11 protein-coding genes are annotated in these 15,098 nt (G+C 38.5%); 2 read left to right on the top strand and 9 right to left on the bottom strand.

Annotation, left to right across the window (positions count from 1 at the left end):
• Positions 1 to 96 precede the first annotated feature (96 nt).
• Positions 97 to 492 carry a hypothetical protein gene (locus AC2D3N_RS19770; protein ID WP_079680632.1) on the top strand — a complete coding sequence of 132 codons (396 nt, stop codon included), beginning with the start codon at positions 97 to 99 and terminating at the stop codon, positions 490 to 492.
• Between the two features lie 168 nt (positions 493 to 660).
• Here the strand turns inward: AC2D3N_RS19770 and AC2D3N_RS19765 are convergent, their stop codons facing one another.
• Positions 661 to 1,755 carry a Get3/ArsA fold putative tail anchor-mediating ATPase NosAFP gene (locus AC2D3N_RS19765; RefSeq protein ID WP_484691888.1) on the bottom strand — a complete coding sequence of 365 codons (1,095 nt, stop codon included), beginning with the start codon at positions 1,753 to 1,755 and terminating at the stop codon, positions 661 to 663.
• Between the two features lie 107 nt (positions 1,756 to 1,862).
• Here AC2D3N_RS19765 and AC2D3N_RS19760 point away from each other — a divergent pair, with 107 nt between their 5' ends.
• Positions 1,863 to 2,387, top strand: coding sequence for a DUF29 domain-containing protein (locus AC2D3N_RS19760; RefSeq protein WP_484691887.1), 525 nt, complete (start codon positions 1,863 to 1,865; stop codon positions 2,385 to 2,387).
• 61 nt (positions 2,388 to 2,448) lie between these two features.
• Here the strand turns inward: AC2D3N_RS19760 and petP are convergent, their stop codons facing one another.
• The 8 genes from petP to AC2D3N_RS19720 all read right to left on the bottom strand — a co-directional run bounded on the left by petP (position 2,449) and on the right by AC2D3N_RS19720 (position 15,082).
• Entirely contained in the window at positions 2,449 to 2,655 is a 207-nt protein-coding gene (petP, locus tag AC2D3N_RS19755) for a cytochrome b6f subunit PetP (RefSeq protein ID WP_026788853.1), read from the bottom strand.
• Between the two features lie 98 nt (positions 2,656 to 2,753).
• On the bottom strand, positions 2,754 to 2,978 hold the full coding sequence (locus AC2D3N_RS19750; RefSeq protein ID WP_079680636.1) for a hypothetical protein: 225 nt from the start codon (positions 2,976 to 2,978) through the stop codon (positions 2,754 to 2,756).
• Positions 2,979 to 3,124: 146 nt separating this feature from the next.
• Positions 3,125 to 4,606: a dolichyl-phosphate-mannose--protein mannosyltransferase gene (locus AC2D3N_RS19745; protein ID WP_484691886.1), complete on the bottom strand. Its 1,482-nt coding sequence runs from the start codon at positions 4,604 to 4,606 to the stop codon at positions 3,125 to 3,127.
• A gap of 47 nt (positions 4,607 to 4,653) precedes the next feature.
• Complete coding sequence (locus tag AC2D3N_RS19740) at positions 4,654 to 6,000, bottom strand: hybrid sensor histidine kinase/response regulator (protein ID WP_079680638.1); 1,347 nt, start codon at positions 5,998 to 6,000, stop codon at positions 4,654 to 4,656.
• A 322-nt stretch (positions 6,001 to 6,322) separates the two neighbouring features.
• Positions 6,323 to 7,654, bottom strand: a complete 1,332-nt coding sequence (opcA, locus tag AC2D3N_RS19735; protein ID WP_484691885.1) for a glucose-6-phosphate dehydrogenase assembly protein OpcA — start codon at positions 7,652 to 7,654, stop codon at positions 6,323 to 6,325.
• A gap of 255 nt (positions 7,655 to 7,909) precedes the next feature.
• Positions 7,910 to 9,439 carry a glucose-6-phosphate dehydrogenase gene (gene zwf, locus AC2D3N_RS19730; RefSeq protein ID WP_484691884.1) on the bottom strand — a complete coding sequence of 510 codons (1,530 nt, stop codon included), beginning with the start codon at positions 9,437 to 9,439 and terminating at the stop codon, positions 7,910 to 7,912.
• Positions 9,440 to 9,657: 218 nt separating this feature from the next.
• Positions 9,658 to 12,300: a glycosyltransferase 61 family protein gene (locus tag AC2D3N_RS19725; RefSeq protein ID WP_484691883.1), complete on the bottom strand. Its 2,643-nt coding sequence runs from the start codon at positions 12,298 to 12,300 to the stop codon at positions 9,658 to 9,660.
• Positions 12,301 to 12,328: 28 nt separating this feature from the next.
• Positions 12,329 to 15,082, bottom strand: coding sequence for a zinc-dependent metalloprotease (locus AC2D3N_RS19720; protein ID WP_484691882.1), 2,754 nt, complete (start codon positions 15,080 to 15,082; stop codon positions 12,329 to 12,331).
• Positions 15,083 to 15,098 lie beyond the last annotated feature (16 nt).

Genomic DNA, 15,098 nt, shown 5'->3' with positions numbered 1-15,098 from the left:
TGATGGAAAGCAACAAAGATAACTCACTGCCCAGGCTGTGGAAGTGTTCCCGAGTTTCGATGAAACCTTAGTTTTCTACGTTTGAGTCCAGTTTTTATGAACGCAGATACCTTTAATACTCATTCTGTTACCTGTCCAATTTGCCATCATACTAGCATTTTGCCCTCAATTGGAATGTTAGGTGGACTCTTTACTTGCCCTCACTGCCATACCCATTTTGTCATGAGTCACAGTGGTCATTATGTGCGAGATCCCTTTTGTCTCCAGCAGTGTGCCGTTGCCCAAATGCTCCGACGCCAAAGTCGTCCCTTTGCCCGTATTCGACGAGATCTGAGTCTAACCAAAGGATTACCGCTTTTAGCCGTTATTAGTAGTCTTTTATTCCTCGGACTTGCTGTTACTATTGGTGATAAATTAAACTTAAATCGTCAAAATATTGATCCTCAAGTCGAGTTTTTACCAGATTCTTATTATTCTGATCCTCATCAATAATTCATTTAAGGAGATGGGTAATTACGAATTACGAATGGGTAATGGGGAACAGTAGTTTATTTTTCGATTAATAAATTAACAGTTAACGATTAACTCTTACACTGATGACTGTTAACTGATGACTGTTAACTGCTAACTGATAACTGTTAACTGATGACTGTTAACTGATTAAAAGCTAATCGTTAAATAACCGTTTTGAAACTTTGCTCCAGTTACAGGTTTTCCGGTCAAGGCTGGGGGAAGAAAGATGTTCCGCCGTTGATCTCCGGCTTCTATCGTGACTTCTGGGCCGTATTGGGTTAGCTTGACTTGTTTTTTATCAAAACTGGGCAGAAACAGGCTGACCTTGCGTTGTGCCACGTCAATGCTGATTGGTTTTGGAGCTAACCCAGCCTGGGTAAAATCAGGCAAAGACTCGATCAGAGATTGCCAGCTTTGACCCGAACGTGGGGGAATGACACTGACTTTTAACGGATCAAACGCTTCGGTAATCGCCTCTGTCAGCGACGTTTGGTTTAACAACACCCCACCCACGGTTAGTCCCACCTGTTGGGCACTTCCCCATAAATATCTGGCTGTGGTGATCGCCACTTCATCCTGGGTACTAACTAAATAAGCCGCCACTCGTCGGGGATCGGATACCGCCGTTTTCCCCTGATCCAAGATATTATTCATGTCTTGAGTCGGTTGGGCAAAAGTATCTCCAGAAATATCAATATTCAGAATACTACTAGCAATTGGTTGTGCAAAAGGAGAAAGGGTTTTTCCTAAATCCGACTCCATAAATACATTCCGAAAACGGCGCAGATACCAGCTTAAAATCTCTGGCATTCCTAACATTCTCAGGGTATCTTGACTGGCTAACCCATCATAAACAATTACATCATATTCGCCACTGGCATCATATTGGCGAATAGCGTTGAGGGCTAAGGCACTATCCATTCCGGGTAAAACCCCCAATTCCTGACCATAAACATTCCTAAAAAATGGGGTACGAACATATTGGGTTTCCAGCTTTTTCACTTCCTCCCAACTGCGTTCGAGTAAAACTGCACTTTTCAATTGCACGGCTTTCAAATCGGTGGTAATTTCCGTTGGATCACACCCCACTTCCGTTTCTAGCAGGATATTCCAGGCGGGACTACCATCTTGTCCAACCAATAATACCCGCTTCTGGCTGGCTGCCAATTGTTGAGCGGCTGCGATCGCCAGTGTTGTCCGACCCGTACCCCCCTTACCCAAAAATGTTAATGTTAAGGCCATTTATGATTTTCCTAATCTCGTTCATGGAAACTTGATCCTACAATAAATCAATTAGAATGGGTATATTGTAATCGGGTATATTTTAAACTCATCAAGGAGCTAATTTGATGAATTCTGAATTGTCACTCAAACTCAACCAACTTTATGAACAAGATTTCCATTTATGGGTAGAGCAAACAATTCAATTGCTAGAAAATAAACATTTTGAAGAATTAGATTGTCAAAATTTAATTGAAGAATTAGACAGTATGGGAAAAAATGATAAAAATGCCTTAAAAAGTAATCTGAGGATTTTATTAATGCACTTACTGAAATATAGATTTCAGCCAGAAAAACGTTCTAATAGTTGGCAATATACAATCATTGAGCATCGTCAAAGGATTGAAGATGCACTCGAAAACAGTCCCAGTCTCAAGCCATTTTTAGAAAATATTTTTATACAATGTTATCAAGGTGCTAAAAAATTAGCAGCCGCAGAAACAGGTTTACCCCGTTCTTCTTTTCCTGAAAATTGTCCATTTTCTATTGAAGAAACACTAAACATTGATTATTTACCCGATTCCGATAATAGTCATATAGCAGGGAATGACATTTCGACAATTTCCAAAAATCAAGAGGATGATCCACAATAGCCTCAAGCCAAACTTGCAGATCATCCTCTTAATATTTCTCGCCCCCCACCATAGGGGAATATTAACGAGAAACTTCTAGTTCATCTTCAAAGAACCAAGTTGCTGCTTTATTATCGAGTTGGACAATAAAACCGACTCCACTTCCATCCACCATTTTGAAGCCTTTGACGGTTCCAAAAGGATTTTGCTTGAGTTGAGCGATAATATCGGCAGGGACTCGCTCTATAACTCGACGAATCTTGACTCTTTGACCAATTTCGATTGCCACGTCCGGTGTTCTCCTTGGGGTATTAACCAATTCACAATTTAGTTTAATATGTCCTTGCCCCAGATTCTACTGTTCCACAAAACTTAGATGGCTTCACCTTATGGGGGGAACTCAGGGGGAGAAACTTCATCTTTAAGTCCAGACAAGTTAATGTGGATCTCCGGGGCGACTCTTTCAGGGTTAGCACTGGATCTCTTTTCTTGGGATAGACCCGCTAAAGACCAGGTTAAACTTAAAACTGCTAATTTGGCGATCGCATCTAATTGTTTTTCTTGAGAGCCCGGTAGGGAGTATCCTGTGGGATGATAGTTATCGTTATTCATAAAATTATATTTTTTAGAACCTATTACAAGTATTCACGATCCAGCTTCAGATTTCCGCAATATCTATCAAGATTATTTGTGATCATTATTACCAATTCCTGTGATGAATCTCACCTTCTATTCTGTATTGAGATTAGTCCCAAAAACTAAATCCATGACGGAAACCACATTCGCAGTTGCCATTGTGCAGGGGACAAAGGCAGTCCTAAATATAACGGCATCCAATACAAAAAACCGAATAAAACCAGGAATAGGATCAGACCTCCTAGCCACCGAAATTGTTGATTAGAACTATATAACCATCGTTCTAACCACCAAGCTAACGCCATACAACTAAACACAAATCCGGTCATGTAGTGATAAATAAATAAACAGCGAGTGACTCTCACCCAGGGTAATAAATTTGCCAACCAATTCAAAATTAAAAATAGGGTTAACCACAGTTCAGGTGTCGGCGGAAAATCTAGGGATAATCTAGGTTTTAAATCGGAAAACCTCACAGATAAAGCTATCCATACTCGTTGAATTAACATCCCACATAATAATAGACTAGCTAGGGTAGATAACCACCATAAAAAGGGATTTCCCATCGCATAAACTGAATAAATAATGGGAAGTTGGTCGGGATGATTTAAGGGTAAAGTCGGATCAAGGGGAGTTGTTGCATCAACTTTCTTATAAAAATAGGCAATGGGTCGTAACATCAGAATCCAACTGTACCATTTAGAACAGTAGGGATGAACTTTTGTCCCATCTCCTAAGTTATGATGATAAGCCCAAATTTTGGCTTGCAGACCCCAAAAGGGCGGATCTGGATTTTGTTGTAAATGGGGAAGCCAACCGATCCAATAAACCAGAATCGGAATGATAATTAAGGTGACTAGAATGATAATTGGGGTGAGTTTATTTAGGTTTTGCAAGGGAGATTTAAAAGATGTTTCTGGGATTAATTGTTGTGAATTTTTGGTAAAAAATTGAATCAATCCTGAGACTATTAATATTAAATAAATTCCCAATAAAAATCCCAATCCATTCCATTTAGTTAGGGCTGCTGATCCTAATCCGATTCCTGCTAAACCCATCCAAAACCAACGTTTAATCCCTTGTTGATGTAAAGCCTTTAAAAAAAAGAGTTGTCCTAATAATCCAAAAAATACAATATAAATATTACTCAGAGCATAGCGAGATTCTACGATAAATAATCCATCTGTTGCCATTAAAAAAGTAGCAATTAAAGTATAGCTGCGACGTTGGGTAAGTTGATAGGCGATCGCACCAACTATTAAAGGAATAAACGATCCAAATAAAGCATTAAACCATCGATAACTCCAAGTAGATAGGGTCGAACCCGTTAAATTATTAATGGTTTCTTGTCCAAAGGGTAGTTTAGATCCGAGCCAAATTCCCATGGCAATTAAATATTGACTCAGGGGAGGATGGGAATTAAAAAACGGAGTTTGAGTTAAATAATTATTGGCAAATTTAGCATAATAAACTTCATCAAAAACCAAACTATTAAATTGCTCTAAACCCCAAAATCTTAAAAGAATAGATCCAATAAATATTGAGATCATCCCCAAAGTAAAACCAGAGAATTTGAGTTTAAATTTATATTTTTTATCAGTCATTATTTTTGGCTTTATTTCCTATAGTAGAGACGTTGCATGCAACGTCTCTACTGATTACCGATTTCTAACTCCTTGCAAATCGGAATCTCAATAATGAATTCCGATCCTTTTCCTAACTGAGAATGACACAATAATCGCCCTTTGTGGGTATCTTCAATAATCTTTCGACTAATGGATAGTCCCAGTCCCGTGCCTTTTCCCACGGGTTTAGTAGTAAATAAATAATCAAAGGCACATTTTTTAGTATCTTCAGACATCCCCGTCCCATTATCCCTAACTGAAACAGCAACAGCACGACTATTAGAAACAAGATAAGTTGAAATTATAATTTGATTAGGATGTTGTAATAACTCTTGATAGGATTTAGTCGCACTGGATTCATTTAAAGCATCAATAGCATTATTAATTAAATTCATAAAGACTTGATTCAGTTGCCCCGGATAGCAGTCAACCAAAGGCATTTGACCATACTTTTTAATCACCTTAATATCGGGACGGTGATCGGTTGCTTGTAATAAATGTTTCAGGATTAATAGGGTACTTTCTAAACCTTCATGAATATTAAAAGGGACTTGAGCCTTAATATCACTCCTGGAAAAAGTTCGTAAACTGGTACTAATATTAGAAATCCGATCCGTCCCTAATTTCATAGAAGAAATCAATTTAGGTAAATCTTCAATTAAATAGTCTAAATCAATAGATTCAGCATGGGCAAGAATAGAATGATCGACATTAGGATAATAACTTTGATACAGTTTTAAATGCTGAATTAAATCCTTAATATAAATATTGGCATGATTCAAATTACCCGCAATAAAGTTAATTGGATTATTGATTTCATGGGCAACTCCGGCAATTAAATGTCCTAAAGTTGACATTTTTTCGCTTTGTACTAATTGCATTTGAGACTGTTTTAAATCTTCTAATACTTGAGACAACTCAGCCGTTCGTTCTAAAACTCGTTGTTCTAATTCTTGATTTTTTTCTAATAATTGTTGTGTTAAAGAGCTAATTTTTAAATGAATTTTAATTCGAGCAATCACTTCTTCGGCTTTAAACGGTTTAGTAATATAATCTACAGCCCCAATCGATAATCCCCTAACCTTCTCTAAATCATTCGCCACTGCGGTCATAAAAATGATCGGAATATCATAGGTTGAAGCATGACTTTTGAGGTGTTTACAGGTTTCAAACCCATCGGTTTCGGGCATTACCACATCTAATAAAATCAAATCAGGCTGTTCAGTTTCCGCAACTTTAATGGCTTGATTGCTATGGTTTGCAATCAAAATTCTCCAGCCACAATTCTCAATGAAACCTGATAATAAATTAAGGTTTGTTGGGCTATCATCGACAATTAGTATGGTGGTTTCCTTAAATGAGTTGGAGTTCATATTGAATGGGATTATGATTTATGGATCAATCGAAATTGTTCCAGCAAAAAGCAAATTACTATCTCAACTCAACGTAATGATAAATGTTCATAACCATTGATCAACGGATTTATTTTGAATGCTTCCCAAAAGGAAACAAAAGACACAATACCCCTAACCTGTTGAGTATCTAAACTTATACGGAACTATTTAGATTATATTTTACGGTGATTGATCACGATTTGACAATGACACCCATCACCACTAATGGCGGACTTAACAAAAAACACCCCATTATGGGGTGTAAAAAAGGGGGCTATTCTCACTTGAAATTAATCTGAACTTATCGTAACTTCAGAATTTGAGCCGTTAGATCCAGACTTTCCTCATAGAGAACATCCCGTCCCCAACGCTGTAACTGTTGCGCCATCAGGGATTCTGCTTTTTGATCCGTGGCGGCGATCACTTGTTCAGTCCGACAAGATTGGGCACTTCCTCCGGCTTCCATTCGCATACACCCGGTGGTTTCCGAACATAAAATCGTGCAGCAGTTGGCGCTAGGATTACTAGAAGTTAACCGTAACCCCACTAAATCCCCGGGAATTTCACCATAATCCGCCGTGGGAATTGCCGCAAGTTCCGCCATAATTTTTTTATCATTCGGCCCAATAAACTCAAGATGTTTTAAATCATAATCCCCACCTTGAGCCACAAAAGAAACAGGTTTCCATTCCAAACGACTCGCAAACCACCCCAAGAACATTAAGGCTTGAGCCGCATTGCCTTTTTCATAGTCAATGGTGATATTATCAATTTCGACTAAGGAAGCTCTGCGTTCTGGGGGGTCAAAGGCAGAGGCAGTTAATTCTTGCCAAGGGGAAAGTCGATGCCAATTTAAGTCAGCAATATAGGTTTCCTGTTCAATCAAATCGTTCATTTTTAACAATTCCGATTCTGGATCACTAAAATAGGAGGAATCCACAATCACACAATTACAACAACCCGCTAATTGTTTAAACAATTCCTGCTCTGGGTTAGGTGTGGCTTTCCACCAAACAAACTTAGGTAGATCGGGAATCATCAGGGATGAAACCACATTTCCCACCCGTTCTAGGGCTGCTTTTGTGCCTCTGAGAGTAATATATTCACAACAGACTAAGCCTTCTTCACTTTTTTTCTGAATCGGGCAGTAGGCGGAAACCTGGGCCGTTACTCCGGTATCCTCTCCCAAAATTGGACACAAAGTAATAATCCGACAGGGATTTTGGGCGGCAATGGTTTCACTAATGCTAAATCCCCGGCCATCCAAATTCGGAATAATTTGATCTGCGGGGGGAAGTTTAGCAAATTCTTGGCGTAATTTTACCAAGGTATCGGGGTCAACTCGCCCGGTAATAGGTAAACCATAAATTCTCTGAGCTTCTTTAATCGCATCCCGGGTTGATGTTCCATGAATTCCATCAATAGTACTGAGATAAAACCCTAAAGCTCCTAACAATTGTTGAAATTCTTCGGGTTCATAAACCACCATACTAAAGGTAGCCGCCCGGGTGGCAATGGCGGTAGTTTTCCCATTGCCAATATTCTGACTCAGCCAAATACTACTTAACTCAGCTTCAATTTGACTGAGGGAAATATCCTTGGGTTTTTGCAGGGCAACAAGTGGTGTAGTCATAATCAGTTATCAGTTATCAGTTATCAGTTATCAGTTATCAGTGGGGAGTTATCAGTGGGGATTTATCAGTCATCAGTTATCAGTGCAGAGTAAACAGTGGGAAGAAGGTTTAGGCTGTAAGGCTGTAGGCTGTAGGCTGCGGAGTATAAGGATTTTCCTGCCCCCCCTGCCTCCCCTGCCTCCCCTGCTCCCCCTGCTTCCCCTGCTTCCCCTGCTTCCCCTGCTTCCCCTGCTCCCCCTGCCTCCCCTGCTCCCCTACAATCGTCTCCAACGACGCCCATCTCGGTTGAGCAGAATTTCCGATTCCACTGGCCCCCAAGTTCCGGCTTCATAGAGTGGGATAGACTCGGCTGGGGCTGGGGCATCCCAAACTTCTAAAACCGGGGTGAGAGCTTGCCAAGAGGCTTCGACTTCATCCCCTCGGGTAAATAGGGTTTGATCGCCTAACATACAGTCAATCAATAAACGGGCGTAGGCATCTGTATTGGGTTTACCAAAAGCCGTATCATAACGAAAATCCATATCAACGGAACGAGTCCGCAGAGAATTTCCCGGGGTTTTCACCTCAAAGCGCATGGAAATTCCCTCATTCGGTTGAATTCTCAAGACCAAAACGTTCGGGTTAGCCTGTTTTGCCGCCGACTGGAACATTAAAAAGGGTACTTCTTTAAATTGAATGGCAATTTCTGTCACCTTTTTCGGCATTCGTTTTCCAGTTCGCAGATAGAAGGGAACACCTTTCCAGCGCCAGTTATCAATATAAAATTTTAACGCGGCATAGGTTGGGGTGATGGACTCGGGGGCGGCTCCATCTTCTGAACGATACCCCGGCACCTGTTGGCCATTCATCCAACCGGGGGTATATTGTCCCCGTACCGCAGAATATTCTAAAAAATTAGTATCCGCTAGGTGGGTTGCTTGTACCACTTTGACTTTTTCGTTCCGAATACTATCGGCGTCCAGGGAGTTGGGGGGTTCCATTGCCGTTAGGGAAAATAACTGCATCAGATGGTTTTGCACCATATCCCGCAGCGCCCCGGAGGTTTCATAATAACCCGCCCGTCCTTCTAAACCGACGGTTTCCGCCACGGTAATTTGGACATGATCAACAAATTGACGGTTCCACAGCGGCTCAAAAATGGCATTGCCAAACCGAAACACCATCAGGTTTTGGACGGTTTCTTTCCCCAAATAATGGTCAATCCGATAGACCTGTTCTTCGGAACAAACTTGACGCACCACCCGGTTAAGAACCTGGGCCGAACCTAAATCTCGACCAAAGGGTTTTTCTATGACTAAACGCTGTTTTTTCGGGTCGGGGAGCATTCCCGCCCCACCTAATTGTTGAATGGCTTCGGCAAAAAAACGTGGGGCTACGGATAAATAAAAGACTCGGTTTCCCCTGGTGCGGCGCAGTTCATCGAGTTCCTCTAAAAAGGCTTTGAGTTTTTGGTAACTTTCGGGTTCATCCATGTTGCCCGAACAATAAAAAATCCCCCGGGCGAAGTCGTCCCAAAGGGCTTGGGAAGATAACCCTCCGCCAAATTCTTCGACTCCTTCCCGCAGGTGTTCGCGGAAAAATTCGTGGCTCCACTCCCGACGAGCAACCCCGACAATGGTTATTTCTGGTGGGAGTTTGCGCTCTAATTTCATCTGATAGAGGGCTGGGACTAATTTCCGTTGGGTTAAGTCTCCCGATGCACCAAAAATTACTAAAATCTGGGGTTCGGGAATTCGATCTTGTTGCAGTCCCACCCGCAAGGGATTTTCAATCAGTGTTACCATGTCTGTTCCTTTTGCGACAGCGAGATTATCTTTCTGGTGGACTCTGGGATTAAGGTAGCACGTTTACCCTGTCAGAGTCGGCCAGAGACCTTTCCCGATTATAGAATTGAGTTAATTTCTAATTTTTACCGTTGATCGTCCCTGATCCGGCAAAATTTTTGTTTAATTTAAGATTAGCTGCCGATTGTTGGTTTTTAGATATTAATTTGTCGGTAATTTTAACCTATTCCCGATGCTGATAGTTTATTTAAAAATTCTTGAATATTAACCAAAATATCTTCGGAAAAAGATTGAGGATAAACGAAACGATGTAGATGGTAACCCGGGAAGGTTTCCCCAATATAATAATAGTAATCTAATGGGACTAAATTACTAATCCACCAATAGCAATGATAGACATAATTTGGGGAAAATAGCTCGATTACTTTGGTATTGGGTTGACAAAATACAAGATTGGTTAACCCACTCCCGTGGGGTGCAATAATTATTTCAGCCTGGGAAAATAAAGCTGCTTGTTCAATCACAGACATCGATTCTAATTCAATAGAGTGAAATCCCAGGGGTTGTAAAACCGTCAATAATTCATTCTCATTTAAAATTCGACGGCTTTTTGCTGCTTTTCTGGTAATATAAATTCGTTTAATATTAGGGGAATTTGCAATAGCATCGGGATGCAAAAAATGTTGCTTTAAAAAATCACAAGTCCATTGGGGCATCCAAGCGGCACAACCGGGGAAAGAAGGCACAATTAAATCTTGGGCTTGGAGGTGATGGAATTCATTAATATTAATTTGTTTATTTTGGGGAATTTGTAATTTCTCTAAAGTCTCCTGTTGAAAAGGCAAACGATTATCGACAATAAAATAGTCAATCTCATGCCAATTAATACTGCTTTTTCTCAATAACTCAATTCGAGGTAAAACATCTAACATCCAGTGAAAATAAACGGAATTTGAAAGTCCGGCTAAAATAGCAACAGTCCCGTTGATCAAATGAATTGGCGGTAATTTATTCAGGGATAAAATAGAATGCTGACTCGGATTTTTGTCAGGATGACCCGGACTTAATAAAGGAAACTCTGGGGAAAGATCCCCTAAAAAATGTTGTTCCCGGGTTAAAATAGCCGATTGAGTTTGATCGGAACTTAACCAAAATCGCCCTTGAGGAATTTTAACTACAAAAGCAGCAGGAAGTTCTATCTGTTGACCAAATCTAAAACTAAAATGGAGAGAATCATCCCCGGATTTTGGGGGTTTTAGGTTAACAATAGTTTTGGGATAAATTTGTTGATAATTGTGTTGAATTTCCGTGTGGGATTTTAGCCAATCTTCCGTTGATTGATCAAATTGAATTGGAGGATTAATTGGTTTAATTTCCGAGAGATCAACAGAAGCCTTTAATTTCCCTGATTCTGATAAATTGTTTAATAAACTATCAATCCAACTAGCAACGGAAGATTCATAAATCATGGCTTTTTTGAAATAAAATAAGCCGGATTCAATCTGGTTATTATAAATCAATAAAAATCCTAAATATCCTGAATATAAAGCCGATTCAGAATCCCGTTTTAAACATTGTTTTAAACTATTAATAGCTTCATTAATTTCTCCAGTATGAAATAAAGCCTGACCTAAACCATAATAAGCCTCAACTAGATTATAATTAAAATCAATAACCGTTTTAAAATTGGCGATCGCCTGTTGATAACAGTTTAATTTTAGCCGACATTTTCCCAATGCTAAATGATAAAGAGCTTGTTTTTCTTCCAAGGAAATAATATCATCTATTACAGACAAAGAACCCGATAAATTAGCTCCTAAATAACACTGAATGGCTTCAAAATAATCCTGTTTATAATTATAAAATATATCTCCAAAGTTTAAATAAATTTGAAAATTATTAGAGGCGATATCCTGGGCTTTTTGAAGTATAATCAAGGCTGAATCTGGATCAAAACTAGATAACATTTTGCTCAAGCCAAGATATAACTCTATTGGGGGTGTTGAGGGAAATAATAATAAGTCTAAAAAATTAATTGCTAAGGAATTTATATTCCGATTTGACAGGGTTTTATTTCCCGTTAAAGCCTGATAAAATTGAGGCTGTTTCTGGATTCCTTGTTGGAGAGAATTAATGCCTTTCTCCAATAAACCCCCAATTATTAAACTAATCCCCAAATCACTATAAGCGGGTGCATAATCCGGTTGAAGTTGAATCGCATTTTCAAAGGCATGAATCGCAGATTTCCATTGTTTAATTTGAGTTAAACATAGTCCTAATTGGTAATAAATTAAATAGTTTGGGGAATGTTGAATTACTACTTGATAACATTGAATTGCCGCTTCAAATTGTTCTAATTTTTGAAAGATAGTGCCTTGATTGAGATACATTTGGATAGAATTGGGTTGTAACTCAATCCCTGTTTGCCAAATCCTAATAGCTGCTTCCAAATCCCCTTGAAGTGCCATCGTATGACCTAGATTGTCATAAACCTCAATATCAGTTTCACACCAGTCTAAAATTGCTTCATAAATCCGTTGGGCAAATTCAAAAGAGTGACAGGATAAATAGTCTCTTGCTTTACCTTTTAAAAAATTAACTAATTCAGTAATTTCAGTTGTGGCTGAATTAGATTCAGCCAAGGCAGAAAACCATATTGTTTGCGCCTGTAATACATCTCCCTGTAATAACCAAGATAATCCCAAATACCAATAGTTAGCAACAATATCAGGGGACTCTAAAATACACTGTTCATAAACTGATATGGCTTTTAAAAACTGTTTTTGACCCAAATAATTATCTCCTAAACTTTGGAGTTCAGGAATAGATATAGGCTGATTTGAGTTTATATTTTCTGACACTGGATTACCTTATTAATTCAATATAAAGTTAATTAGATTGCACCTGTGATTCCAATATTTTTTGCATCCGATTCTGAGTTTGTTCTAAATGGGCTAAGGTGTAAGCATTCATTTTATTCCTACTCCGTTTTAAGGTCGTTTCTAACTGATTATTTAGCTGTTTAAGCTGATACCAAGCTACGGTTTCCGCATCTTCAGGAATTGAGATTTTTCGCAATACCATCTTACTTAAAATCTCTAAATGTTGCCGTTGTAAAGAACGCCGAATACTAGAAATCTCAATTTCTCCATTATTAGCTAAAATTTCTGTCCAGATTCCATTCTGAATAGTTTCAAATAATTCCGGTATGGTTAAAGCATTATTCGCCGTTGTTTTTAATTCTAAATCTCGTAACCGAAATAACCTTATCGGATGAAATAACTCTTGTAAAACATAACGATGAAGCAGACTAATTAAGCTAGTAACGGGATAATCTAACGGACTATTTTGATCGGGATTTGCCCAATCTGACCAACGAGACGGAGCTAATTTGTTTAATAAATCAGGAGAAAAATTAAAGGCTTTATCGTTAAAAATATAGGTTTCCAATAGTTTTAAAGCATTTCTTTGTTTTTCAATCGAAATCGGTTCCAAGGGTAAACGACTATTTACATTTCCGGTGCCTGTGCGAGTAAAAGATTGTCCGCCAATGTAAAGGTTTAAACGATTGGCTTGCATAAAATAATAGTTAAAAATTGTATTGAACATTTTCCTGATTTTATCATAACTTTCTCCCCGACTTGGGGTATATTTTTCTAAGCGTTTCCACATCTCAATTGCATTGTCAAATTGCCATTGGGAATACTGCAACATATTATTACTTAAATCCTCCTGATTAATTGCTGGGTCAAGAAAAGATCCCAAATCCTCATCCGTTGCATAGGCTAATTCTGGTTGAATAGATCGTTTTGCAATCTCTTGTAACCTTTGCCATTCTCCCTGTGGAGTTGTACTCACAATGGGTTGATAACCATATTCAATTGCCCACTGATCATAGGGCCCAACTCGGGTAGAAAAATAATCTCCTTGGGTTATTCCTGGGGGGGCTAAATTAACTGGAACATAATCCATCACTGAACTCACTAATCCTTTTTCTTGGGTAATTTCAGTATTATTTAATTCCTCTGGAGATAGCAGGGTACTGCCTTGAAAATTATGTCTTAATCCCAGAGTATGTCCGACTTCATGGGCAATTAAAAAACGTAAATATTGCTTGATATAGAGTTCCATTTTCGGGCTATTGGGCATCACATTTCCCAAAAGAGATAAAGCTGTGGCTCCTACGTTAAATTGTTGCTTTGAACCTCGATAAAAGCACGACTCATGGTTAAAATTATCTCGAGATTTTTGGTTTTTTTGAGATTCAGATTGATTGGCAATAGAATAGGCAGATAATCCCCTTGGACAAGGTTGATTTTCTGGCTTTAATCGTGAATTTAGCAAATTATTTTCCTCCCCCATCGTTGATAAATTTTCTCCTAAAAATACATCTATTTCATCCGAAAAATTCCGTATAGCATTACTTTCTATAATAATATCTGCATCTAAAATTTCCCCTGTTAGGGGGTTAGTATGGGAGGGGCCATAACCACTAAACTCAGCATCAAAGGAAGTAGACCAACGAATGGTATTATAACGAACATCTGCGGGGTTCCAAGGGGCATTATCGGGCATTTGTTCGACTTGGATCGCATTAATAAATCCGGCTTGTTCAAAGGCTTTATTCCAAAATAAAATTCCCTCTCGAATTGTCTCCCGATATTCTAAAGGGACGGTATTTTCAATCCAAAATGTAATCGGTTTAACCGGGGGAGAAAAATCAGCATTGGGATCTTGTTTTTCTAAATTCCAGCGATTAATATAACGAACGGCTGTCGATCTTTCATTCCGCTTTGATAGATCTTTATAGGTGGTTGTAAAATACCCAACTCGTTCATCTGCTAACCGAGGACGATAATTATTATGGTAGGGAACTGCTAATAAACTATAACGAACTTTTAAATTGAAGGTGCGGTTATCGGGCAAAGAAGGAATATATTGTCCATCTGCATATTGGGTAAGAGAAAATCCAAATAGGGATTCAATTTCAACATTTTCTGGAAAGGTTTGAATTTCCGAAATATAGGATTTACTCGGATCGATCGCATAGTTAGTTTTTAAAAACTCTGAGAATTGGATCATCAACCCCGGTAAATCACTTTCACCATTGAATAAATCACCAATTTCAATTAATATATTTTTGTTTTCAGGATGAATACTTAAAATAGGTAAAGTTTTTAAAACAGATTCACTAAAGGAACGATTAATAGAATCAATTTGAGGATCATTTTCCTCGGTACGAAAATTAATATTAGGAACAACAAATTGAATGTTATTCTGTAAATGACGGAATTGAAATAGAATATCTCTGAGATGATATCCACTGAAAATTCCGGCTTCTCCGATACCGGATTCTAAGGTCGTAAAACACAAAAAATCTTGATTTAATTGTTCAGGTGTTAATTCTAAATAAACCTTTCCTGATTCTTTATTTTGATAAATTGTGAATAAACCTTCTAATTTTTGACTGCCTTTAATTAGCTCCTCAAAAGATTGTTGGGTAACTTCTTGAGCTACTAAATTTTCTCTAAATTCAGAGATGGAAACCCCTTGAGCATCAACTTGAGATAATCTTAAAATTACTATTAAAAATGATATCAACCCCAACAAAAAAAGACGTTTAATTTTATTAAATTTAGTCATGATTTGTCATCTTATT

This window comes from Planktothrix sp. PLAVEN19ND (genome assembly GCF_057220675.1).
The sequence above is the reverse complement of the archived record's forward strand: the minus strand, read 5'-3'. Positions and strand labels throughout refer to the sequence as shown.

Bases quoted from the DNA above. Each gene is read 5' to 3' on its own strand.
- zwf (WP_484691884.1), bottom strand. From the start codon at position 9,439: ATGGTAACACTGATTGAAAATCCCTTGCGGGTGGGACTGCAACAAGAT.
- AC2D3N_RS19750 (WP_079680636.1), bottom strand. From the start codon at position 2,978: ATGAATAACGATAACTATCATCCCACAGGATACTCCCTACCGGGCTCT.
- opcA (WP_484691885.1), bottom strand. From the start codon at position 7,654: ATGACTACACCACTTGTTGCCCTGCAAAAACCCAAGGATATTTCCCTC.
- AC2D3N_RS19760 (WP_484691887.1), top strand. From the start codon at position 1,863: ATGAATTCTGAATTGTCACTCAAACTCAACCAACTTTATGAACAAGAT.
- AC2D3N_RS19765 (WP_484691888.1), bottom strand. From the start codon at position 1,755: ATGGCCTTAACATTAACATTTTTGGGTAAGGGGGGTACGGGTCGGACA.
- AC2D3N_RS19770 (WP_079680632.1), top strand. From the start codon at position 97: ATGAACGCAGATACCTTTAATACTCATTCTGTTACCTGTCCAATTTGC.
- AC2D3N_RS19745 (WP_484691886.1), bottom strand. From the start codon at position 4,606: ATGACTGATAAAAAATATAAATTTAAACTCAAATTCTCTGGTTTTACT.
- AC2D3N_RS19740 (WP_079680638.1), bottom strand. From the start codon at position 6,000: ATGAACTCCAACTCATTTAAGGAAACCACCATACTAATTGTCGATGAT.
- AC2D3N_RS19720 (WP_484691882.1), bottom strand. From the start codon at position 15,082: ATGACTAAATTTAATAAAATTAAACGTCTTTTTTTGTTGGGGTTGATA.